Source organism: Pyxidicoccus sp. M15 (genome assembly GCF_056858435.1).
Genome location: NZ_CM166495.1, coordinates 6,925,608 through 6,947,849, shown reverse-complemented (window position 1 = coordinate 6,947,849; position 22,242 = coordinate 6,925,608). Strand labels below are relative to the sequence as shown.

Below are 22,242 nucleotides of genomic sequence, written 5' to 3'. Positions count from 1 at the left end.
TTCGCCATCGGACGCCGCAGGAAACCTGGTGCCCCCGCCGCCGTGAAACCCGTCGCCGGGCCCGCCGTACCCCCCGCTCCCGTGCTCCACGCGGTGGCGGCCCCGGAAGCCCGCGCAGCGGCCGGGCAGCCGAGCGCTCCGCCGGTGGGCGGCGTCCTGGCGCCTGTGCCCGAGGTGGGGCTCTCCGAGGTGGAGGCGCGGCGCATCGACCTGTGGTGGTCCGCGGTGATGGTGGGCTCGCTGGGGCTGGTGTTCGCGCTGCTCTCCGTGTTCGGCGGGGTGGCGGTGCCGGTGCTGCTGGCGCTGGCGGGGGCCTACATCTTCAACCCCATGGTGACGGCCCTGGAGAAGAAGGGGCTGGACCGGACGTGGGGGACGACCATCGTCTTCGTCGGCGGCACGCTGCTGCTGGCGGGGGCGGTGCTGTACCTCATCCCGGTGTTCCGCGAGGAGGCGGCGAAGCTGCCGGACTTCTTCCGCCGGGGCAGCACGCAGGTGGTGCCGCGCGTGGAGGCGCTGCTGGGCCGCTCGTTGCCGGACCTGGTGCGCCAGCGCACCGCGGAGTTGGGCCAGCAGGCGTCGGACCTGGCGCAGAGCGCGGGCCCCGCGGCGGCGAGAATCCTCGCCAGCTTCGCGGGCAACACGGCGCGCTTCGTGGCCACGCTGCTGGGCCTCTCGGTGGTGCCGGTGCTGGCCTTCTTCTTCCTGCAGGACTACCCGCGCCTGACGGGCATGGTGAGGGACCTGCTCCCCCGGCGCACGGTGGCGCTGGTGGCCCGCCGGTTCGCGGAGGTGGACGAGGTGCTCTCCGCCTTCGTGCGCGGGCAGCTCACCGTGGGCGCGGTGCTGTCGGTCATCTACGCGGCGGGGCTGTCGGCGGCGCGCATCGACATGGCCATCGTCATCGGGGTGATTGCCGGGTTCGGCAACATGGTGCCGTACCTGGGCACGGGCGTGGGCATCCTGCTGTCGCTGGTGGGGCTGGCCCTGTCGTGGCAGGGGCCGTGGCAGCTCGCGGCGGTGGCGGGCACCTTCGTCATCGGGCAGTTGCTGGAGGGCCTGGTCATCACCCCGCGCATCGTGGGTGAGAAGGTGGGCCTGGCGCCGGTGGCGGTCATCATCGCCATCCTCGCCTTCGGCGAGCTGTTCGGCTTCGTGGGCATCCTCCTGGCGGTGCCGGTGGCGGCCATCCTCAAGGTGGTGCTGCGCGTGGTGGTGCAGCGCTACCGGCGCACGTCGCTATATACGGGCGAGGCCTCCTCGCGGTGACGGGTGGGGGGGACGGGAGTCCCGCGTGACGAAGCTGGAGAAGCTGCACAGGGAAATCGTCGCCTGCACGGCCTGCCCCCGGCTGGTGGAGTGGCGCGAGGAGGTGGCCCGGGTGAAGCGCCGGGCCTACCGCGACTGGAACTACTGGGGCCGGCCGGTGCCCGGCTTCGGGGACCCCGGGGCGCGGCTGGTCATCGTGGGGCTGGCGCCAGCGGCGCATGGGGCCAACCGGACGGGGCGGATGTTCACCGGAGACCGCTCGGGGGACTTCCTCTTCGCCGGCCTCCACCGGGCCGGCTTCGCCAACCAGCCGACGAGCGAGCACCGGGACGACGGGCTCACACTGAAGGACGCCTTCATCGTGGCGGCGGCCCGCTGTGCTCCGCCGGACAACAAGCCCCTGCCCGAGGAGCTGGCGCGGTGCGCCCCGTTCCTGGACCGGGAGATGGCCCTGCTGCCTGCCCGGGTGCTGCTCGCGCTGGGGGCCATCGGGTGGAATGCCGCGCTCGCCTCGCTGGACCGCACCGGCATCCCGTCAGGCTCGCCCCGGCCGGCCTTTGGCCACGGGGCGGAGGTGGTGCTGCCGGACGGGCGGACGCTCATGGGCTGCTACCACGTCAGCCAACAGAACACCCAGACGGGGCGGCTCACCCCGGCCATGTTCGACGCGGTGATGAATCGCGTCCGCGCGCTGCTGGACGGGAAGAGGTGAAATGCCCTCCGTGTTTCCTTGACAGCCGCGGGAGCCCGCTGCTATTCCCGCCCGCGCTTCAGAACGACGGGTCGTTAGCTCAGCGGTAGAGCACTACCTTGACACGGTAGGGGTCAGTGGTTCGATCCCACTACGACCCAACACAGTAGAGATTTCATCCCGCGGGCGGCACGGCTTCTCAAGAGCCTGCCGCCCGCGGTTTTTCCAGAGGTCGCATATGTCCGAAATGATCACGGTGACGCTCCCCGACGGCAGCCAGAAGCAGACCGCCCGGGGCACGACCATCGCGGACTTCGTGCGTGAGAGCATCGGGGCGGGCCTGGCGAAGGCCGCCCTCTTCGCCCGGGTCAACGGCCAGGACATGGACCTGGCCCGGAAGCTGGAAGAGGACGCGAAGCTCCAGATCTTCACGCCGAAGAGCCCCGAGTCCCTGGAGCTCATCCGCCACGACGCCGCCCACGTGGTGGCCAGCGCCGTGCAGCACCTCTTCCCCGGCACGCAGGTGACCATCGGTCCCGCGACGGAGGAGGGCTTCTACTACGACTTCTTCCGCGAGAAGCCCTTCACGCCGGAGGAGCTGGAGAAGATCGAAGCCGCGGCCAACGCCGAGCTGAAGCAGGACATGCCCTTCGTCCGCACCGAAATCTCCATGGACGAGGCGGTGAAGCTCTTCGAGGAGAAGGGCGAGAAGTTCAAGGTGGAGATCGTCAAGGACATCGCCGCCAAGGGCGCCAAGACGCTCACCCTCTATACGCACGGCGACTGGGTGGACTTCTGCCTGGGGCCCCACGCCCCGAGCACCGGGAAGATCGGCGTCATCAAGATCCTCTCGTCCAGCGGCGCCTACTGGCGCGGCGACCACCGCAACCCGATGCTCCAGCGCGTCTACGGCACGGCCTTCTTCGACAAGAAGGCGCTGACGGAGTACCTGACGCGTATTGAAGAGTCGAAAAAGCGCGACCACCGCAAGCTGGGCAAGGAGCTGGACCTCTTCCACTTCCACCCGTACGCGCCGGGCGCGGCCTTCTGGACGCCCAAGGGCACCGCGCTCTACCAGACGCTCTCCGACTGGATGCGCCACCTCACCGCCGAGGATGGCTACGTGGAGATCAAGACGCCCCTGATGTTCAACAAGGGGCTGTGGGAGACCAGCGGCCACTGGGGCAAGTACAAGGAGAACATGTTCCTGGTGCTCGACAGCGAGTCCGGCGAGCACGACTTCTCCCTCAAGCCGATGAACTGCCCGTCGCACCACCTGTTCTACGGCTTCAAGAAGCACAGCTACCGCGACCTGCCCCTGCGCTTCCACACGCAGGACGTGCTGCACCGCAACGAGGCGGCGGGCGCGCTCGGCGGCCTCACCCGCGTGCGCCAGTTCGCCCAGGACGACGCGCACATCTACTGCATGGAGGGCCAGATCACCGACGAGGTGCGGCGCTTCGTGAAGCTGCTGGACCGCGTCTACAAGGCGGTGGGCCTCACCTACGCGGTGAAGCTGTCCACGCGCCCCGAGCAGCGGCTGGGAGATGACTCCCTCTGGGACCGCGCCGAGGAGGGCCTCAAGGCGGCCCTGGAGTCGCTGGGCCTGGAGTACGAGCTGGCTCCGGGCGACGGCGCCTTCTACGGCCCGAAGATCGACTTCGCGGTGTCGGACAGCATCGGCCGCCGGTGGCAGCTGGGCACCATGCAGCTGGACTACCTGGCCCCGGAGCGCTTCGACCTGACGTACGTGGGCGAGGACAACGCTCCGCACCGCCCCGTGGTGCTCCACCGCGCCATCTTCGGCTCCTTCGAGCGCTTCACCGCCATCCTCATCGAGCACTTCGCCGGCGCCTTCCCGGCGTGGCTGGCCCCGGTGCAGGCGGTGCTCGTCACCGTGGCGGACCGGCAGAACGACTACGCCCGCAAGGTGCGCGACACCCTCCGGGCGAAGGGCTACCGGGTCGAGTTCGACGAGCGCGGCATGACGCTCAACGCGAAGATCCGCGAGGCGCAGCTCCAGAAGATTCCCTTCACCCTGGTGGTGGGCGACACCGAGGTGACGACGGGAGGGGTGGCGCCGCGCCGGTACGGCGGCGAGGACCTCAAGAGCATGAAGCTGGAGGACTTCGAGGCCCTCCTCGCGAAGGAGGCGGCCCTGCCGTAAGGGGGAGGACCCGGCTGGCAGCCTGCTTGCTGACGGGCCTTGACTCCGGGTCGCACCCAAGTATCTTGGCGCACTTTCGAGGGGAGCAGGCTCAAGTTCCCTGTTTTACGAGCGTTCCCGCACCAGGCCGCGGAGTCGTCGGTGCTGTGCAAGGAAGGATCAGGACAATGCCGAAGTTGAAGACCCGCAGCAGCGCGAAGAAGCGCTTCCACGTGAAGAAGAGCGGCAAGGTCAAGCATGGCAAGGCCTACGGCAAGCACCTCTTCACGCACGCGAAGACGCCGAAGCAGAAGCGCGGCAATCGCGGCACGGGCCATCTGCGCGACATGGACGCGAAGAAGGTCATCAAGGAGATGTTCCCCTACGGGGCTTGAGTGAGAGTGGCAGTTCGCGTGGCCTCGTCGGAGCGGCGGTACGCCTGAACCGGGAGGCTTCAAACTACGCAGTCGAGAGTGAGTGAATCATGCGCGTCAAAAAGGGTGTGAAGGCTCGTCGTCGTCGCAATAGGATTTTGAAGCTGGCCAAGGGTTTCCGCGGCCGTCGGAAGAACTGCTACAAGCGCGCCAACCAGGCGGTTGAGCGGGCGCTGGACTACGCCAGCCGCGACCGCATGCAGCGCAAGCGGGACTTCCGTCGCCTGTGGATCGTCCGCATCAACGCGGCGGCTCGCACGGTGGGCCTGTCCTACTCGAAGCTGATCGCCGGCCTGACCAAGGCGAACATCGGTCTCAACCGCAAGGTGCTGTCCGACATGGCCATCGCGGACCCCGCGGGCTTTGCGGCCGTCGCCAACAGCGTGAAGGCGGCCTGAGACATGCCTGGCCCGTGAGGGCCGGCAATAAAACGGATGGGGTGGCGGCTTGAATCCAGGGCCGCCCCTTCCGGGTGAGTGAACGGGCTGCCTCTTCGGGGCGGCCCTTTTTTTTGCCTCGTGACTCAAGAGCGCACGGGGCGTGTGCGAACGGAGGCGGAAGTCCATGCGGGATCGGTTGCTGGCGCTGGCGGAGTCCGCGCGGCGGGAAATCGGCGTCGCGTCCGAGCTGTCCGCGGTGGAGGCGCTTCGGGTCCGTTACCTGGGCAAGAAGGGCGAGCTGTCCGGCGTGCTGGGCGGCATGGGCAAGCTGCCCCCCGAGGAGCGGCGGGCGCTGGGCGAGGTGGCCAACACCGTCAAGGCGGAGCTGGAGAAGCTGCTCGCCGAGGCGGTGCAGCGCGCGGAGGAGGCGGCGCTGGCGGCGCAGCTCAAGGGCCCCGGGCTGGACGTGACGCTGCCGGGGCGGACGGTGGCGCCGGGCAGCCGGCACCCGGTGTCCCGGACGATGGAGGAAATCGTCCGCACCTTCTCGCGGCTCGGCTTCGACGTGGCGAGCGGCCCGGAAATCGAGCTCGACTACTTCAACTTCGAGGCGCTGAACCTGCCCAAGGACCACCCCGCGCGGGACATGCAGGACACCTTCTACGTGGAGGAGGCCTCGCTGGGCCACGCGAAGAAGGCGGACAGCCCGGTGCTGCTGCGCACGCACACGTCGCCGGTGCAGGTGCGGTACATGCTCAACCGCAAGCCGCCCATCCGCGCGGTGATGCCGGGGCGGGTGTACCGGCGCGACTCGGACATCACCCACACGCCCATGTTCCACCAGGTGGAGGGCCTGCTGGTGGACAAGGACGTGACGTTCGCCGAGCTGAAGGGCTCGCTGGACGCGTTCGTGAAGGCGTTCTTCGGCTCGGACACGCGCACGCGCTTCCGCCCGTCCTTCTTCCCCTTCACCGAGCCGTCGGCGGAGGTGGACATCTCCTGCACCTCGTGCGGCGGCAAGGGGTGCCGGGTGTGCAAGCAGACGGGGTGGCTGGAGGTGCTGGGCAGCGGCATGGTGCACCCCAACGTCTTCACGTCGGCCGGGTATGACCCGGGCGAGGTGACGGGCTACGCGTTCGGCATGGGCGTGGAGCGCATTGCCATGCTGCGCTACCGCATCGACGACCTGCGGATGATGTTCGAGAACGACGCGCGCTTCCTCGAGCAGTTCTGAGTCCCGTGGGGGCTTGGCGGGCCTTCGGGCCCGAAGCCCCCGTGTTCCGGCCGTTGGGCAAGAGGGTGGACCTGTGAAGATTTCGGTGAAGTGGCTGGGCGATTACGTGGCGCTGCCGCCGTCGGTGGACGAGCTGGCGCGCAAGCTGACCGCCGCGGGCCTGGAGATTGAGGGCCTGGAGCGTCCGGGCGAGGGCCTGCGCGGCGTGGTGGTGGCGCAGATCAAGGAGTCCGTGCAGCACCCCAACGCGGACAAGCTGTCCGTCACGCAGGTGGACATCGGCGGGACGGCGCTGCTGCAGGTGGTGTGCGGCGCGAAGAACTACAAGGTCGGCGACAAGGTGCCGCTGGCCACGGTGGGCACGAAGCTGCCCAACGGCGTGGAAATCAAGCAGGCGGCGCTGCGCGGCGTGGACAGCTTCGGCATGCTCTGCTCGTCCAAGGAGCTGGGGCTGAGCGAGGAGTCCAGCGGGCTGCTCATCCTGTCGCCCGACACGAAGCCGGGCGCCCCCATCGCCGAGGCGCTGGGGCTGGATGACGTGGTGCTGGAGGTGAATGTCACGCCGAACCGGCCGGACGCGCTCAGCCACCTGGGCGTGGCGCGCGAGGTGGGCGTGGTGACGGGCGCTCCGCTGAAGGTGCCCCAGCCGAAGCCGGCGGAGTCCGGGACTGCGGCGTCCGAGCAGGTGAAGGTGCGCGTGGATGCGCCCGAGCGCTGCCCGCGGTACGTGGCGCGCGTGGTGGAGAACGTCACCATCAAGCCGTCGCCGCAGTGGATGCAGGACCGGCTGAAGGCGTGCGGCGTGCGCGCCATCAACAACGTGGTGGACGTCACCAACTATGTGAATCTGGAGTACGGGCAGCCGCTGCACGCGTTCGACCTGGACAAGCTCGGTGGGCAGGAAATCGTCGTCCGCACGGCGGGCAAGGGCGAGAAGCTCACCACGCTGGACGGCAAGGAGCGCACGCTCGACGTGGATGACCTGGTCATCGCGGACGGGAAGCAGGCGCAGGCGCTCGCGGGCGTGATGGGCGGCGGGGACAGTGAGGTCACGCCGGGGACGAAGCGGCTGGTGCTGGAGTCGGCGAACTTCCAGGGCTCGGGCGTGCGGCGGACGGCGAAGCGGCACGTGCTGCACACGGAGGCGTCGCACCGCTTCGAGCGCGGCGCGGACCTGGACGCGGTGGTGCCGGCGATTGACCGCGCGGCGCAGCTGATTGCGGAGCTGTCCGGGGGCACGGTGGCCCCGGGGCGCGTGGATGTGTACCCGGCGCCGAAGCCGCCGCGGCGGGTGACGCTGCGCTTCGCGCGGGTGGAGAAGGTGCTGGGCGTGGCGGTGGCGGAGCCGGAGGTGAAGCGCATCCTCGCGGCGCTGGGCTTCAAGGCGGTGGAGGAGGGGACGGGGCAGGTGACGTACGAGGTGCCCCGGGCCCGCGTGGACGTGGAGCGCGAGGAGGACCTTCTGGAGGAGGTCGCCCGCGTCTTCGGCTACGACAACATCCCGGCGAAGCTGCCGCGCGGCCTGGCGGAGCTGGCGCCGGAGCCCGCGCACGCGGAGGCCGAGCGGCGGATGCGCCACGCGCTGGCGGGGGCGGGGCTGGACGAGGTGGTGAACTACTCGTTCGTCGCGCCGAAGAGCCTGGAGGTGCTGGGGGTGAAGGAGCAGCCGGTAGCGCTGCTCAACCCGCTGAGCGCGGAGCAGTCGGTGATGCGCACCAGCCTGCTGCCGGGCCTGCTGGAGAACCTGTCGCGCAGCGTGCGGCACCAGGTGGAGTCGGTGACCATCTACGAGACGGGCCGGGCGTACTTCCGGGACCCGCAGGGTGGCCAGGGCCAGCATCCGGCGACGCGCGAGGTGCACCGCGTGGGCGGCCTCGTGTGGGGCCTGCGGGGCGGCGGCCGGAGCTGGACGCAGAAGGACGCGCGGGCGGACTTCTACGACGCGAAGGGCGCGGTGGAGGGAGTGCTGGTCGCGCTGCGGGTGGAGGGCGTCACCTTCTCGCCCGCCGAGCACCCGGCGTACCACCCGCGTGCCTGTGCGCAGGTGAAGACGGCGGACGGCACGGTGCTGGGGCACATCGGTGAGCTGCACCCGCGCGTGGTGAAGGCGCTGGGACTGCCCGAGGGCGTGTTCGCCTTCGAGCTGGACACGGAGCCGCTGTACGCGGCCGCGAAGCTGGTGCCGGCGTACCAGCCGCTGCCGCGCTTCCCGGCGGTGCTGCGGGACCTGGCGGTGGTGGTGCCGGTGGAGCTGGCGAACGACGAGGTGCGCCGGGTCATCCTGGAGGTGGGCCGGCCGCTCGTCGAGGAGGCGCAGGTGTTCGACGTGTACACGGGCAAGCCCATCCCCGAGGGGCAGAAGAACCTGGCGTACGCGCTGCGCTACCGCTCGGCCGAGCGGACGCTGACGGACGTGGAGGTCAGCGAGGCGCACCAGCGCATCGTCGAGCAGGTGAAGCAGCGGCTGGGTGCCGCGTTGCGAGCCTGAATTCCTGAGTGAAGTCAGAGGGTTGACACGTCTCCGGCAAGGCTGCAACAGTGCCTGCGCGTTCATCGCACCGAGGGAATCCCGAGGAATCGCATGACGAAGGCGGACATCATCGAGGGCGTCTACGAGAAGGTCGGCTTCTCGAAGAAGGAGTCGGCCGAGATCGTGGAGCTCGTGTTCGACACCCTGAAGGAGACGCTGGAGCGCGGAGACAAGATCAAGATCTCCGGGTTCGGCAACTTCCAGGTGCGTCAGAAGAAGGCGCGCGTGGGGCGTAACCCGCAGACCGGCAAGGAGATCGAGATCTCGGCGCGCCGGGTGCTGACCTTCCGGCCGAGTCAGGTGCTGAAGAGCGCGCTGAACGGCGAAGCGGTGCCGGAGAACCACGCCGAAATCGACGCGCGCGAAGAGGCGGCGGCGGACGCGGCGGAGGCCCGGGGCGAGGACTTCGACGAGGAGGGAATGGAGGACTCGGAAGCGTGAGTTTTCCCACGGCGCCGTGCTGCTCTTGCTTGACCTGACCGTCATGTGGGGGCATAAGGGCGCGCACCGTTTCACGACGGTGGCAGCAACAGCTGTATCGGGGCGTAGCGCAGCCTGGTAGCGCACTTGCTTGGGGTGCAAGTGGTCGCAGGTTCAAATCCTGTCGCCCCGACCAACTGAAGGCCCTGGAGTTTCCGGTGAAAGCCGGTGACTCCAGGGCCTTCGACTTTGCGGCGCTGGACTTCGCGCAAGCCGAGCGGGTTCGGTTTCAGCAACTTTCAGAACTCTCGCTACGAGCAGGATACCTGCGCTCAGCGGCAGCTTACTCGCCATCATGCTGTTTCTCATGCGCTTCCCGTGGCCTCTCGTGTGCCATGGACGTGCAATGCAGCAATATGGGCCTCGTACAACAGCATCGGCCGACAGATGCAGCAAGGCACTCTCAAGAGGGATGTCTCTGGGGCGAGGACTGCGGTTCCTGCGGAATGAACCTTCGGGACAGGCCCATCGCCTAGAGCTGCTTCAGCAGCCTGCAGACAGATTTCGTCCGCAAGGTGTACTTCGCCGCTCAGGAGCATGCATGCGTCGCGCGCTTCGAGTACACCAAGGCCTACTACACGAGAAAATAGGTGCCTCTCCGTTGTCTCAATCGTGGTGCAGTGGACTTTGAGCTTGCAGCCCTACTCAATAAGTTGGCAGCATGGGTCTACTTCATAAGTAGGCTCGGCGCGTCCACACCTGCAAAGTTGCCGGAGCGGTCTGCTCGGATACTTTGTGGGGTAGTTCGAGTTCCCTGGCGCGCCGAGCATCAAGGAGAGTGGACGTGAGTGCCAAGCGAGCAGGGGGTAGGAGGGGTAGGGATGTGGCACCGCAGGACACCGGTCAGGTTTTGGAGCTTCCGCTCACGGGAGACCGCTTGAAGGTAGCCGGCCTCTTCGCAGGCATTGGTGGGTTGGAACTCGGCCTCAAGCTGGAGGGTCACCAAGCCTCGTTTCTTTGCGAAATCGACGAACCGGCTGCCCGAGTGCTCAAGGCCCACTTCGTCGGCATGCCACTGGAGCGCGATGTCCGTGATGTGAGCAGCCTCCGGGACGCGGATTTGGTGGCTGCTGGGTTTCCCTGCCAGGATCTGAGCCAAGCTGGGCGGACGGCCGGCATCGGCGGTTCCCGCTCCGGATTGGTCAGCGAGGTCTTCCGACTGCTGAAGACGTCCAAGCCCCGATGGCTGCTGCTGGAGAATGTGTCCTTCATGCTGTCCCTGGATCAGGGCAGCGCCATGCGTTACCTGACCACGTCGCTCGAGGAACTCGGCTATCGATGGGCCTACCGCGTAGTCGACACGCGCGCCTTTGGTCTTCCGCAGCGCCGCCAGCGCGTGTTGATGTTGGCCTCTCGGTCGGACGATCCCCGCAACGTCCTTCTCGCTGATGACGCAGGTGAGCCCAAGGTGCCCGACTTTCGAGGCCGGCCGTGTGGCTTCTATTGGACCGAGGGGCTCAAGGGGCTCGGCTGGGCGGTGGATGCTATTCCCACCATCAAGGGCGGCTCTACGCTGGGCATTCCCTCGGCCCCGGCCATCTGGATGCCGTCAGGCCTCGTTGGCACGCCCGACATTCGTGATGCTGAGCGCCTGCAAGGCTTCGCAGAGGATTGGACTGCCCCCTCCGTCGACTCCCCGGCGCGCAAGAATGGTCCCCGCTGGAAGCTCGTCGGCAATGCTGTGAGTGTGCCCGTGGCGCAGTGGGTCGGCTCCCGGTTGCGAGAGCCTGGGCAGTACGAACCCACCGCAGAGACACTCCTATCATCCACTGCTCGCTGGCCCCGAGCAGCGTGGGGTGAAAAAGGGCGGGTTGTTCGGGTAGACGTCTCGGAGTGGCCAATCAGGCGAAAGTCCCCCGGTCTCGCCCGCTTTCTTCGGCATCCACTCATGCCACTTTCGGCCAGGGCGACTGAAGGTTTCCTCAAACGGGCTCGCACGAGTAGCCTCCACTTTGAAGAGGGCTTCTTGGAGGCACTGGAGGCGCACTTGCGCAAAATGCTTCGGGAGGCGGCGCAGTCGGATCGTGAACAAGACTCAGTCGCAGCAGGCTCTTGAGGAACTGAAGGAGCAGTTGAAGGCCGTCAACCCGAGCTCCATTAGCACCAATGCCGGTCAGTTAGGGCGGGGGCAACTCCAGTAAGCGACGTACTGCGGGCGAGACCGCTACGCATCATCAGGTTCGGGCTCTGCCCATTCCGGCTCGGGCGTGTTCCGCCTTCTCACATCGGCCACGAGCATCTCGATCATCTCTGAGAAGCTGAGTGTATCTTGGCTCTTTGGCCGGCCTTGTCGCGGAGGGGGGCGAGTCACATCGAAGAAACGGACACGGCCCGTTTCCGAGCCATCGTGGTGGTACAGAGCGATGAAGAACCGCTCGAAACGGTCGTGCCTGTGGTCATCTGGGCCCGAGCGCCCAGTGCGCTCCCTGAAGGTCATGACCGCATGCGCGAACGACGACCTGTCTACCTGTCCGTCGTCGCAAGATGCCACCGGCATGAACATGACCCCTGCGAGGACTGCGTACGGCTGTCGCCGATGGATGCGGGCCGCTTCGGCTTGGAGCTCGTGGTCGTTGCGGACGATGTTCTTTGTGTAGCGGCCAGCCCTCCTCTTGCGTTGATCCCAGTCGGGGAACGAGTACGTCTTGATGGAGAGGTCCAGGAGCAGCCCATCGCGGCGGTGCCAGACGGCCACGTCCACGCGCTTGGCGCCCCCCTCTCCACTCACCAACGCCTCGTGCTCCTGCTCATCCTCCGTGGGGGTGACGGTGAGCAGGCGCCCGGTGAACTCCGGCCGTAGCCGAGCTGCCATCTCCGCCGCCAAGGCCCGCGAGAAGCGCTCCGCATAGTTCTTCTTCGCCTCACGGGGGGCGGACACTTCCGGTCGGGAGCCCGCCCTCTTCAGCGACCCGACAAGAGGGTGCCCCTCGGCTTCAGCCGAGGCGCCGCTGGAGGCGAGGTCTTTTGGTGTGCCCTGCTTCTTCGGCATCCGGCGACTGTACCCGAGACCGAGAAGGCGTCTAATTCAACGGCTGCTTCGGCGTCCACGTACCAAGCCGGCGACTCGCCCCGCGGCCTCCTCCATCGGCTCGTGCTCCCAAACTCGCACTGGCAGCCAATCTGCTTCCCGGAGGCTCGCGTCCGTGCGCTGGTCGCGCTCCTGATTCGCGGCGAGCTTCGCACGCCAGAAATCCGCGTTCGCCTTGGGGTAGGTTCCATGGAGCGGACAGGCGTGCCAGAAGCAGCCGTCCACGAAGACTGCCACACGCTCCTTGGCGAAGACGACGTCCGCCCTCCGGCGCGTCCCCACGACGGGTTGCCCCACTCGGAAACGGAGCCCCAGCCGATGGAGCGCGGAGCGCAGTTCGAGTTCGGGCCTGGTGTCCTGCCTCTTCTGTCGCTTCATCCGCTGCTCCGCTTCCGGGGAGGAGGGAGCGGGAACCCCTGCGGGGCGGAGCCGCGTCGTTGTCACGCGGCTACCCTGTCCGAGACGACGAGCCCGGCGAGGCGGTCCGCGAGCTGGCGCGCCCGTTCTCTCAACTCGGCCGGCTCCCCATTCGGGTCGAGGCGAACGATGTGGAGCGCGACACCTGCGGCCGAGACATGATGGATGGCCTCCAGGGTCTCCGCGTAGACGAGGACCCCCGTCCTGAGCCCGAGCGCGGTGCAGTAGGCGAGCGCCTGGTAGAGGTCCGCGTGCGTGCCCTGGTGGGAGGCCTTGTACTTCGCGTCCACGACGAGCCGAGGCGTACCGCGGGCCGAGCTCCAGAGGATGTCTGGCTCCAGCTTCACTCTGCGGGCCTGATCGAGGTACACGTCCACGGGGTGGCGCTCCCACCGACCTCGTGACGCGAGCACCTCTCCGAGGGCGGTGAAGACGAAGCTCTCATAGAGCGTCTCCATGTCCACGAGGAGGCCGGTCGTGCTGACGTCTCCCTCCCGTAGCTCGATGGAGGAGTTGCGCAACACCAGGTCGGCGAGGTCGAGCGCATCGTCGAAGGATGCGTAGCGCCGGTCAGGAGGGAGTCGCCGCATTCCCGGCCCGTAATGCACGAGGCGAACGCCCTCCAGCCGCCGGACGAGCTCACGCAGCCTTCGCGCTAGGTCCTGCCGGCCGCCGGGAAGAATCGCCAAGCGCACGGCCGCTGCCAGCAGCCGGCGGTTCGGCTCCGTGTCGCTTGTGAGCTCGTCGAAAGCGCAAGGGAGGGGAGGGACGACTCCGAATCTGCGGAGCACCAGGGTGCCTACGTCCAGGCGCCCGCGCACCACGGACAACTCCTCCTCGTGCGATACGTACCCACGGACGAGGCCCGTCCTCAGGGCACGCTCCAGGGCGTTCGCGTAGAGGAGTTGCATGACCTCGGTGAGCTCGGCCGCCTCTCCGAGAGTGGTCTTCTCGTCAAGCTGGAGAGCCCCCCGCACGTACCCGAGCAGGTAGAGGACCCGTCGCACCGGGAGCTTGGGCTGGATGAGGAGGCGCAACGTGGGCCCGACGAGCGTGCCCACCACTTGGCTTGCTTCGAGGTCGTACACCCCCGCCTTTCCGGACGCGAGCACACTGACGCCGGCGCGGGAGTTCCGGAGGAAGCGCACCTCCTCCGCGGAGAGTTCGACCTCGTAGGTGGTCCCGCGCTCGACGAGGGAAATGGTCCGCATCTCGGTCCTCATTCCTCGCGTGCGCGCTCGCGGGCCTCCTCGATGAGACGCGGGAGGGCGAAGTCGTCGAGCCTCTGGCGGTTCGAGAAGAATTGGTCCTCCAGCGTGGGGAGGATGTTGTGGCGCCACACGCGGCCGAGGACGGCCTCGGAGAGGTCATTCCGCATGAAGTGGCTCGGCCCGACGGCGCTGTTGCGGTCGTCCAGCTTCTCGTTCACTAGGTCGAGCAGGTCCGCCACCCATCCCATCTCCGGCACTCTGCGCGACAGGAAGGTGCGCAGCATCCTGTCGACAGGGGGCTCACCTGGGAAGAGGGAGATGAACGCGAAGCGGCGCCGCAGCGCCTGGTCGAGGAGGACGATGGATCGGTCGGCCGTGTTCATCGCCCCGAGGACGACGAGGTTTGCGGGCAGCTTGAAGGGCTCGTCGGGTGAGTACATGAGCGAAACGCTCTCTTCGCGGTACTCCAGCAGGAAGAAGAGTTCGCCGAACACCTTCGGCAGATTGCCCCGGTTCATCTCGTCGAGCACGAGCACCACCGTCTCCGATGGGTTCTTCTCGGCCTGCTCGACGAGCTTGCGGAGCGGTCCCGGTCTCTTGGCGAGCGAGATGCCCCTGGTGCTCGGCACAGGCCGATAGCCCTCGAAGAGGTCCTCGTAGCCGTAACTCGGATGGAGTTGGACGAAGGCGCGGAGCTCGGGACGGGGCTGGAGGGACTCGGCAAGTCGGCGAGCGATGAACGTCTTGCCCGTGCCCGGGGGCCCGTAGAAAACGAGCGCCTTCTTCTCCTGGAGGCTGGCGCGCACTTCCTCCAGCCAGGGGGGAGGGACACCGAGCGCGTCCGCAAGCGCAGTCATATCCGAGCGGCCCCCGAGCGCGCGCGGTGCCACTTCGCCTGCCTGCGGAAGCGGAAGCCCGTGCTGAGCCGCTGCGGTGTAGTCCACCTTCCCGTCCCGGGCGGTTGCCTGGGGGCCCGCCGCGGCGGGGCGGTGGACTTCCAGCCCAGGGAAAAGGGGACGCAGCCGCTTCTCGAAGGGGCCACCCTCCGGCTCGACTAGGCCGGCGACGCGCCAGGGCGGCTCGTCGAGGGCCCCGACCAGGACGAGAGCGCCCATGGAGTGCTCGGCGCCGGAGCCGACCTCGAACTGGACACGCTCGAAGCAAGCCTCCAACTCGTGGAGCCGCCCGAGCACGGCAATGGTGAGCCGGGGACGAGTCCTCTGGATGCCCGGCGTGAGGAGCCGGGGGCCTACCTGCTTTCCGCCACTGATGAAGGTGGCCTTCATCGCATCCTCGGGAATGCCGAGCGCGCGGGAGAACCAGCCCTTCAGGTCATCGTAGCGCGATTCAGTCCGGGCGCTGTGGTCCGGAACTGCGCGCAGGATGCGGTCGAGCTCAGCCTGTTCCTTCCCTGCCACGTTGCGAGTCACGCGAGAGCGCCTCCAGCTTCAGCATACGTTGAGGTGCGCTTCGACCGCGTCCAGAAAACCGGGCTCGAAATGAAGGCCGCTCTTCCGGGCCTGCGACAGGAAACCGACGGTCGCCCGAGCGGATAAGGGGCTGGGCTCGTACTTGATGAAGCAACCGAGGCCGGCCCCATGATAGCCACCGGCCACTTGGAGAGCAGGCATCCTACCACCTTGCCGTTCTCTCCCCAGGTCGCACGCGGTCACTTGAGTCCTTTCACTGGCACTTCCCGACTCGGGTCGTACGTTTCTGGCTCGCGCAGCCGCTTGTCGACCCACTCCGCCACAGGGCCACTTACCGCGTTGCCCACGAGCTTCCAGTGAGGACTGCTCTTCTTCTCGGGATTATCCATCGAGGGGGCGCGGGTCTCCTCCACCCCAGGATTTCTTGAGACACCTCTCTGGGGGAATAACCTCCCCCTCGTGAGGTGGATGTGAAGAAGCAGCAGAAGCAGGACAGGACGGCGGAGCGCGGTCGGTTCTCGGCGAAGCGGAAGAAGGAGGCCGTACTCGGACTGCTCAAGGGCGAAGAACTCGACGCGCTGTCTCGGGAGCTGGGCGTCACCGCGGCGGTGCTGAGCGAGTGGCGGGAGAAGTTCCTGGCTGGGGCCGAGGCCAACCTCAAGAGCCGTGAGCCGGAGCAAGCGGACGATGAGGTGCTGCGGCTCAAGGCCATGGTGGGCGAGCTGATGATGAAGAACGAGCTGCTCGCCGAGAAGGCGCGGCTGCTGGAGGGCAACGCCCCGGTTTTCCCTGGAGGAAGTCGAGAGGATGAGCGCCAGTCTCTCGCCTTCCAGCGGCAAGCCGTACGGACTGGCGCTCGTGACGGCCACCTGGCGCGTGCCTCGCGCCACGGTGTACCGGCATCGCGCCCGTCGGCAGACATCGCTCCCTCCGGCGGCCCGGCGCGGTCCCAAGACGGCACTGACGGATGAGGCGCTGCTGGAGGCCATCCGTGGCGTGCTGACCCGCTCGCCTTTCCTGGGCGAGGGGCACCGCAAGGTATGGGCTCGGCTGCGCGCTCAGGCCGTGCGCACCTCGAAGGCCCGCTGCCTGCGGCTGATGCGCCAGGCGGGGCTACTGGCACCGGGCCGTGCCCGCCGGGTGCTCGGGCCGCGCTACCACGACGGCACCATCACCACCGACAAGCCTGACGTCATGTGGGGCACCGACGCCACCTGCACCGTAACCGCGCTGGAAGGCCAAGCGACCGTCTTCATTGCCATCGGCCACGGGACCGCCGAGTGCGTCGGCATCCACGCGGCCAATGTAGGCACCCGTTTCGAGGCCCTCGAGCCCATCCGCCAGGGCGTCAAGGCTCGCTTCGGTGCGTACGGCCGGGGCGTGGCAACGGGGCTGTCCATCCGCCACGACAACGGCAGCCAGTACACCTGCGATGCCTTCCAGAACGACCTGCGCTTCCTGGGAGCCGAATCCAGTCCGTCCTTCGTCCGCAGCCCCGAGGGCAACGGCTGCGCCGAGCGCTTCATCCGCACCCTCAAGGAGCAGCTGCTTTGGGTGCGCACCTTCTCCACCGTGGAGGAACTCCGGAAGGCCCTGCTGGAGTGGGCCCACCGGTACAACGAGCACTGGCTGCTGGAGCACCACAACTTCCTCTCGCCGAGTCAGGCCCGGCGAGAGCTGATGCAGTCGAAGCGAGCGGCCTGATTACGACCAATCTGGTGTCTCAACAATCCGGTGCGGTACAGCCTGCTGGGTGACCTCTGCCAGGAGTAAGAAGCAGGTCTCCTCCTGGGCCTGGATGGAGCGATGGAGCACACCGCCGTCGGCCTCTTCCTTCGTGGTGCGCCCAAATGTCGGACCAGATCCGCACCCACGAGGCGCTGTCTCAGGCGGAGCGCCAGACGTCCTTCAACGAGATGATCGAACTCGCGCTGGACGTCGCCGTGGCGGAGAGCGCCTAGCAACCCCCATCACTTGCTTGCCTTGCTGAACTGGAGATAATCGCTCTCAGGGGGCGAGAGCGCATCCTGTCCACGGATCCCCACAATGTAGGCTCGTTCGTGGGGAGCTGAGCGTGCTTTCCAAGGAGAGACAACGGTGAGTGGAGCGATTGGTACGGCCACGGTCAATGCAGCGGAGCCCACGCTCTTGCCTCGCATCGACGGGCCGGTCCTCTTGGAGACCCTGGGCGCGCTGAGGGCAGGAGCAGGCGACTCTCAGGGGATGCCTGAGGAGACGCTTGAGCGCGTGAAGCAGCAGGTCACGCGGCTGATGACCTCAATCCTACAGCACTACGAGGCCAATGTGGGCCGCGGCGAGGTGGGGCCCGCCAACACCGGGCGAGCCTCGGCCGCCCCTCCTTTGCGTGAGGGCTATCCCACGGGATTGCTGTACGGCCGGGTCCAGAGCGGCAAGACGCTCGCAATGATCACCACCGCCGCCATGGCGATCGACAACGGCTTCCGGGTCATCGTCGTGCTCACGTCGGACAACGTGAGCCTCGTGAAGCAGACCGCCAATCGGTTTGGCATCCTCCAGGGCGTGGTGGTGAAGGAGTCGACCGACATCGGCTCCTGGCTCTCCGACGCCGCTCACGTGCGCGCGTCGATTGCCGAAGCGGGGCTGGTGCTGATCACCGCGAAGAACACCTCTCACCTCTCTACTTTCGTCGAGTTCCTCCGGGAGGTGGGAGCGGCGAACTACCCGGCGTTGATCCTCGACGACGAGGCGGACCAGGCCTCGCTCGACACCAGCGTTGCCGCACGCTCTCGCGCGCGCGCAGCCGGTAAGGCAACGGAGCCACCTGCGAGTGCGATCTACTCCAAGACGAACATCAACGAGCGTGTTGGGGAGCAGGGGCTCTCTATCCGCCAGACGCTTCGTCACCATCTCTACCTGCAGGTGACCGCGACACCGTACGCGCTGCTCCTCCAGAACACGGACAGTCCGCTGCGCCCGCTTTTCACCGAGGTGCTTGAGCCAGGGCAGGGCTACACGGGCGGTGAGTTCTTCTTCAAGAAAGACGTGGTCGACGAAGGGCGCGCGCCCCTCGTCTACCTGGCGACCGACGAAGCCGACCGGCTCGGCAACGGCGAGACGCCCGAGGGCTTGCGCAACTCGCTGTACTACTTCCTCGTTGCGGCGGCGGCCCAGGGACTGGCCGATGGGAAGTCCAAGTTCAGCGCTCAGAACTACCTCTGTCACACCAGCGTCCGGAAGGACGACCACAAGATCGCCGCCACCCGGGTGCGCGAACTGCTCATGGAGATCTATGACTCCCTCCGGGGAGATGGGAAGGTCGCCCGAGTAGCCTTGCAGCGGGGTCTCCAGGAGCTGTCACGCAGCGTCTCCTCCCTGCCTTCCCTGGAGAGCGTCGAGGGATATGTACGGCACCGGCTGCGCAACCGCGAGGTGAAGGTCGTCAACTCGGAGCAGGACGACGCGAACTTCGGGCCGAAGCTCAACTTCATCGTTGGTGGGAACATCCTGGGGCGCGGCCTCACCATCGACAACCTGCTGGTCACCTACTACCTGCGCTCCGCGAAGATCGCGCAGATGGACACGATGCTCCAGCATGCGCGGATGTTCGGCTATCGCGCTGCGGGGAGTCCCTTCCTGCGGGTGTTCGTCCCTGAGCTCCAGGCTCTGCGCTTCCATCAGATCTGCGCTGCCGAGGAGCGGCTCCGGGAGCTGCTGGGGAGCAACAGCACGCGCGCCAAGGTGCCGGTCCAGGTCGCGGGGAAGCTACGCGCGACTCGAACCGCCGTGATCGATACGTCTCACGTCGAGGCGTACATGCCCGGTGAGCACCTCTATCCCGCCGCTCCCATGTTCCGCGAGAAGAACGCAGCCGCAGAGCACAAGAAGGCCCTTGAGAGAGTCGGGGCGCTTTTCCCGAAAGGAAAGTTCGAGGAGATCGAGATCGATGCGCTCCACTCCATCAGTCTCAAGGAGATCATCGCCGCGCTGGACTACCTGCCCTACGAAAACTTTGGGACGAGGCAGTGGGATCCAAAAGCGATCAAGAGCGTTCTGGAGAGTTCCGCACCGATCTTCGACAACCGAGGGTATTTGTACGCACGTACCGCCAAGCGCAAGAGGCTGACCGAAGGCATGGTGGGTGGTGAAGAACTCAGGAAGCTGCGTGCGGCGGGTCTCCCCGTCCTCTGCATCTTCAAGGACGACTCGCAGAAACTGGAGATGATTGGGAAGACCGTTCCAGTCAATATCGGCTTCCCATACATCTTTCCGGAGCTCATCCTGCCCGAGCGCGAGGATCTCCCAGCGCACGTGTTCAATGACGGCGACGACGGCGCTGGCTCGGACGAATGAGCTGGGCGGCTTCGGACTTTCGGCGCCTGCTCGGAGCGGCAGTTGCTGCGACACCTTGCTCGGGCGACAAGACCTACCATGTCGTCGACAAGGTCGCGGTAGGCCCGGCCCGGATGTTGGTCGCACTCAGCCCTGCCAAGGACGCCACGATCCTGGTCACGGATCTCCCGGGCAAGCCCATCGAAGGCTTCGTGACGCGTGCCCTTAGGGTCAACGAGCATCCTTCTGTGGACTTCGATCTCGGCGGGCAGCAGTTCTCCGCAGGGGCCCTGTCCATTGCCTGCTCCGAGGGCCGCTTTCTGGACGTGTTCGCATCGCTCGGCGCGGAGCTGGCCAGTTTGCTCTCATCGGCGACGGCACCTAGCACCGAGCTCGTCATCTCGTTGCTGCAACGATGGAACCGGTTCTTCGCGCCTCCACGTCCCTTGAATGAACTGGAGGAGCTGGGGCTGTGGGGTGAACTCTGGACGCTGACTCAGAGTTCCAAGGCGGATGCTCTCGCGCGAGGATGGCGGGGGAGCGATGGGGGAACCTTCGACTTCTTCGTCGAGGATAGAAGGCTGGAAGTGAAGGCCTCGCGCCGGCCCGGCGTCCACCATGTCTCGGTCACCCAAGGCTCTGCTTTCGACGACGCGGGGTTTCTGCTCTCGATTACCGCTGAGCGTCACGCCGCGGGTCAGAGCGTCGCCGAGCTCGTGCAGGTGCTCGTCGGCCAGCTTTCGGATGCGGCGCCGCTTCTCGATGCGCTGGCTCGGCATGGAATGTCGTTGGCTACTGTCCAGGCCGCATCGAATCGGTACAGAGTGCTGCTCTCGCCGATGCTCTTCCTCGTCTCGAAAGTCCCGCGGATCCACGGAATGGATCCCGGTGTGTCGGCGGTCCGGTACGAAGTCCACCTCCACGACACACCTCATCTCGAAGGCGAAGCCTTGCTGAGCGCATTGGGACGATTTGGTCTCGGTACGCTTGCCGATACCATTTGAGGACAGCCCCCATGCGACTCGTGGATCTTCTCACCGGTCTGGATCAGGACACGCTCGACGGCCTCGCGCACGAACACCTGGAGGTGGGTGAAGCGGAGAACCGTGCCGTGATGTGCGTAAACCTTGAGAACGTGCTGCGCAGTCCCAAGCACGTCCGGGAGACCATCTACAATCTCCAGCCGCCTACCTTCCGGATCCTTGAGCGGCTCCTGGAAGCCGAGGGGCACGCCATTCCGCTCGACGGCCTCAAGGAGAGTGCCCTGAAGGACACGCTGGACCTTGCTCGGCAGGTCAGCAGCGGACAAATCCTGGCCAGGGACAACGGCATCTCCATCTACCGGCGGGTTCTGCTTGAGGCACGCAGAAACGAGCTTGAGATCGATCCATCCGAGGCGCAGCTGCTCGGAGTGCTCCGCCGAGAGCTCAAGATCCGCCAGGTGGAACATTTCCTCATCGAGCACCACGAGGAGTTCCATTCGTTCTGGAATACGGATCACGCCTTCCTGGCGGCATCCACCGGACTGCGCTCGGGTGGGCTGGCTTACGTTGCCAAGCAATGGCTGATGTTCCCGGAAGATCTCGTCGCGATCGCCCGGCAAGTACTGGGGCTTGAGGCCAGTGCCTCTGCCCGGAGACGACTCTACGAGCGACTGAGCGGCAACGATACGAGTGCCGCTCTTTCCGCTGCGGAGCTTCGGGCGACAGGGACGAAGGACGAGAAGTCTCAGCGGTTGGTGGACAACTACGTACAGCCGTCCGAAGTCCTTGCGGCCATGTCGCTCCCGTCGCTGCGCGAGCTGTGTCGTGACCTCGGGCTGAGTGCCACCGGTGCGAAGGAGGAGCTCATCACGCGGCTCGTGCGCTCTTTCGCGCTTGACCATGACATCCGGCCGAAGCCGGCCGAGCCGCCACCACCGCCGCGTGAGCCCCGCGTTCTGACGCAGGACGCCTTCGAAGCTCTCTTTGGAGCCTTTCGCAGCCAGGACCTGACAGACATCCTTTCTGGGATCGACGCGAGTCGCGTGACGGGCTCGAAGGAGCAACTCGTGCAGTTGCTCTGGGACTCGCTCCACGGCGAGGTGTCACTGCTCATGAAGCTCGACTTGAAGCAGCTCGAAGCGGTTCTGACCAAGAGCCGGCTGAAGACGGGTGGGCCGAAGCGGGAGAAGATTCAACGGCTTCTGGATCTGTTCGCCAAACCGCCACAGGCACTGGCGAACACGCACGGGCAGCAGTTGGGGGCAGCGGCCCTACATCCCCCAGACAGAGCAGACGCCGATACCCATGCTCCCGTCGAGCCCGGGGTCGCGGGAAGCCCCCCGAAGGGCCCCCATCACTGAGCTCCGACGAACTCGACCACGGTGGAGCTGTTCTCTCCGGCTCGCCCTCCGGATCTCCAGAGGCATAGTCGTGGGACTCGGGCGCATAGCGGCCGAAGCGGCCGAAGCTGTTGCGCGAGACGAAGGCCTCGCGCTCGGCCAGCAGCCATTCACCGAGGACATCCTTGGCGCGCACCAACGGTACGGAGAGCAGCTCCAGCGTGTTCGGATCCGCGCGGAGCGCTTGGTCGATGACCTTGCGGAACTCCCTGTAGGTGGTGCTGCCATCGGCGCTGGCGAGCTCCCTCGGCGCTTCATCCATCCCCCACGTCCAGGACGGCGGCAGGGCGAACACGCC

At 66.8% G+C, this 22,242-nt stretch carries 16 protein-coding genes, 2 tRNA genes and 3 pseudogenes; 16 read left to right on the top strand and 5 right to left on the bottom strand.

Annotated features, from left to right (window positions below; genetic code table 11):
- The first annotated feature begins 144 nt into the window (after window positions 1-144).
- From ACX9TP_RS25600 to ACX9TP_RS25550, 11 genes are all read left to right on the top strand, one after another.
- Entirely contained in the window at window positions 145-1,269 is a 1,125-nt protein-coding gene (locus tag ACX9TP_RS25600; protein ID WP_482973231.1) for an AI-2E family transporter, read from the top strand.
- 25 nt (window positions 1,270-1,294) lie between these two features.
- The gene (locus tag ACX9TP_RS25595) at window positions 1,295-1,981 is read left to right on the top strand and encodes a uracil-DNA glycosylase (protein ID WP_482973230.1); all 687 of its coding nucleotides are present in this window, start codon (window positions 1,295-1,297) and stop codon (window positions 1,979-1,981) included.
- 68 nt (window positions 1,982-2,049) lie between these two features.
- Window positions 2,050-2,121, top strand: a tRNA-Val gene (locus tag ACX9TP_RS25590).
- Between the two features lie 77 nt (window positions 2,122-2,198).
- On the top strand, window positions 2,199-4,127 hold the full coding sequence (thrS, locus tag ACX9TP_RS25585) for a threonine--tRNA ligase (RefSeq protein WP_482973229.1): 1,929 nt from the start codon (window positions 2,199-2,201) through the stop codon (window positions 4,125-4,127).
- Between the two features lie 167 nt (window positions 4,128-4,294).
- Window positions 4,295-4,501 (top strand): 50S ribosomal protein L35, encoded by a 207-nt coding sequence (gene rpmI, locus ACX9TP_RS25580; protein WP_482973228.1) that lies wholly within the window; start codon window positions 4,295-4,297, stop codon window positions 4,499-4,501.
- An 89-nt stretch (window positions 4,502-4,590) separates the two neighbouring features.
- Window positions 4,591-4,938 (top strand): 50S ribosomal protein L20, encoded by a 348-nt coding sequence (rplT, locus tag ACX9TP_RS25575; RefSeq protein WP_482973227.1) that lies wholly within the window; start codon window positions 4,591-4,593, stop codon window positions 4,936-4,938.
- Window positions 4,939-5,104: 166 nt separating this feature from the next.
- Window positions 5,105-6,154, top strand: a complete 1,050-nt coding sequence (pheS, locus tag ACX9TP_RS25570; RefSeq protein WP_482973226.1) for a phenylalanine--tRNA ligase subunit alpha — start codon at window positions 5,105-5,107, stop codon at window positions 6,152-6,154.
- A gap of 73 nt (window positions 6,155-6,227) precedes the next feature.
- Complete coding sequence (gene pheT, locus ACX9TP_RS25565; protein WP_482973225.1) at window positions 6,228-8,642, top strand: phenylalanine--tRNA ligase subunit beta; 2,415 nt, start codon at window positions 6,228-6,230, stop codon at window positions 8,640-8,642.
- Between the two features lie 93 nt (window positions 8,643-8,735).
- Complete coding sequence (locus ACX9TP_RS25560; RefSeq protein ID WP_164019957.1) at window positions 8,736-9,125, top strand: integration host factor subunit alpha; 390 nt, start codon at window positions 8,736-8,738, stop codon at window positions 9,123-9,125.
- A gap of 98 nt (window positions 9,126-9,223) precedes the next feature.
- A tRNA-Pro gene (locus ACX9TP_RS25555) sits at window positions 9,224-9,300 on the top strand.
- A gap of 687 nt (window positions 9,301-9,987) precedes the next feature.
- Window positions 9,988-11,220: a DNA cytosine methyltransferase gene (locus tag ACX9TP_RS25550; RefSeq protein WP_482973224.1), complete on the top strand. Its 1,233-nt coding sequence runs from the start codon at window positions 9,988-9,990 to the stop codon at window positions 11,218-11,220.
- A 108-nt stretch (window positions 11,221-11,328) separates the two neighbouring features.
- Here ACX9TP_RS25550 and ACX9TP_RS25545 read toward each other — a convergent pair whose 3' ends face one another.
- From ACX9TP_RS25545 to ACX9TP_RS25530, 4 genes are all read right to left on the bottom strand, one after another.
- Window positions 11,329-12,153, bottom strand: a complete 825-nt coding sequence (locus ACX9TP_RS25545) for a hypothetical protein (protein WP_482973223.1) — start codon at window positions 12,151-12,153, stop codon at window positions 11,329-11,331.
- A 36-nt stretch (window positions 12,154-12,189) separates the two neighbouring features.
- On the bottom strand, window positions 12,190-12,570 hold the full coding sequence (locus ACX9TP_RS25540; protein WP_482973222.1) for a very short patch repair endonuclease: 381 nt from the start codon (window positions 12,568-12,570) through the stop codon (window positions 12,190-12,192).
- Window positions 12,571-12,632: 62 nt separating this feature from the next.
- Window positions 12,633-13,820, bottom strand: coding sequence for an McrC family protein (locus tag ACX9TP_RS25535; RefSeq protein WP_482973221.1), 1,188 nt, complete (start codon window positions 13,818-13,820; stop codon window positions 12,633-12,635).
- A gap of 8 nt (window positions 13,821-13,828) precedes the next feature.
- The gene (locus ACX9TP_RS25530) at window positions 13,829-15,250 is read right to left on the bottom strand and encodes an McrB family protein (RefSeq protein WP_482973220.1); all 1,422 of its coding nucleotides are present in this window, start codon (window positions 15,248-15,250) and stop codon (window positions 13,829-13,831) included.
- A gap of 464 nt (window positions 15,251-15,714) precedes the next feature.
- Between ACX9TP_RS25530 and ACX9TP_RS25525 the strand changes: the two are divergent.
- From ACX9TP_RS25525 to ACX9TP_RS25505, 5 genes and pseudogenes are all read left to right on the top strand, one after another.
- Window positions 15,715-16,954 (top strand): annotated as a pseudogene (locus tag ACX9TP_RS25525) (IS3 family transposase).
- Window positions 16,955-17,100: 146 nt separating this feature from the next.
- A pseudogene (gene deoD / locus ACX9TP_RS25520) lies at window positions 17,101-17,211 on the top strand (purine-nucleoside phosphorylase); the annotation flags it as partial.
- 286 nt (window positions 17,212-17,497) lie between these two features.
- Window positions 17,498-19,582, top strand: coding sequence for a Z1 domain-containing protein (locus tag ACX9TP_RS25515; protein ID WP_482973219.1), 2,085 nt, complete (start codon window positions 17,498-17,500; stop codon window positions 19,580-19,582).
- Window positions 19,579-20,565: a PD-(D/E)XK motif protein gene (locus tag ACX9TP_RS25510; RefSeq protein ID WP_482973218.1), complete on the top strand. Its 987-nt coding sequence runs from the start codon at window positions 19,579-19,581 to the stop codon at window positions 20,563-20,565. The genes ACX9TP_RS25515 and ACX9TP_RS25510 overlap by 4 nt, the downstream gene beginning before the upstream one ends.
- 11 nt (window positions 20,566-20,576) lie before the next feature.
- A complete protein-coding gene (locus tag ACX9TP_RS25505; RefSeq protein WP_482973217.1) occupies window positions 20,577-21,905 on the top strand; it encodes an SAP domain-containing protein in 1,329 nt (442 codons plus the stop codon).
- 133 nt (window positions 21,906-22,038) lie between these two features.
- Here ACX9TP_RS25505 and ACX9TP_RS25500 read toward each other — a convergent pair.
- Window positions 22,039-22,239 (bottom strand): annotated as a pseudogene (locus tag ACX9TP_RS25500) (DNA polymerase beta superfamily protein); the annotation flags it as partial.
- Window positions 22,240-22,242: the final 3 nt, after the last annotated feature.

Bases quoted from the DNA above. Each gene is read 5' to 3' on its own strand.
- thrS (WP_482973229.1), top strand. From the start codon at position 2,199: ATGTCCGAAATGATCACGGTGACGCTCCCCGACGGCAGCCAGAAGCAG.
- rpmI (WP_482973228.1), top strand. From the start codon at position 4,295: ATGCCGAAGTTGAAGACCCGCAGCAGCGCGAAGAAGCGCTTCCACGTG.
- rplT (WP_482973227.1), top strand. From the start codon at position 4,591: ATGCGCGTCAAAAAGGGTGTGAAGGCTCGTCGTCGTCGCAATAGGATT.
- pheS (WP_482973226.1), top strand. From the start codon at position 5,105: ATGCGGGATCGGTTGCTGGCGCTGGCGGAGTCCGCGCGGCGGGAAATC.
- ACX9TP_RS25560 (WP_164019957.1), top strand. From the start codon at position 8,736: ATGACGAAGGCGGACATCATCGAGGGCGTCTACGAGAAGGTCGGCTTC.
- ACX9TP_RS25545 (WP_482973223.1), bottom strand. From the start codon at position 12,153: ATGCCGAAGAAGCAGGGCACACCAAAAGACCTCGCCTCCAGCGGCGCC.
- ACX9TP_RS25540 (WP_482973222.1), bottom strand. From the start codon at position 12,570: ATGAAGCGACAGAAGAGGCAGGACACCAGGCCCGAACTCGAACTGCGC.
- ACX9TP_RS25535 (WP_482973221.1), bottom strand. From the start codon at position 13,820: ATGCGGACCATTTCCCTCGTCGAGCGCGGGACCACCTACGAGGTCGAA.
- ACX9TP_RS25510 (WP_482973218.1), top strand. From the start codon at position 19,579: ATGAGCTGGGCGGCTTCGGACTTTCGGCGCCTGCTCGGAGCGGCAGTT.
- ACX9TP_RS25505 (WP_482973217.1), top strand. From the start codon at position 20,577: ATGCGACTCGTGGATCTTCTCACCGGTCTGGATCAGGACACGCTCGAC.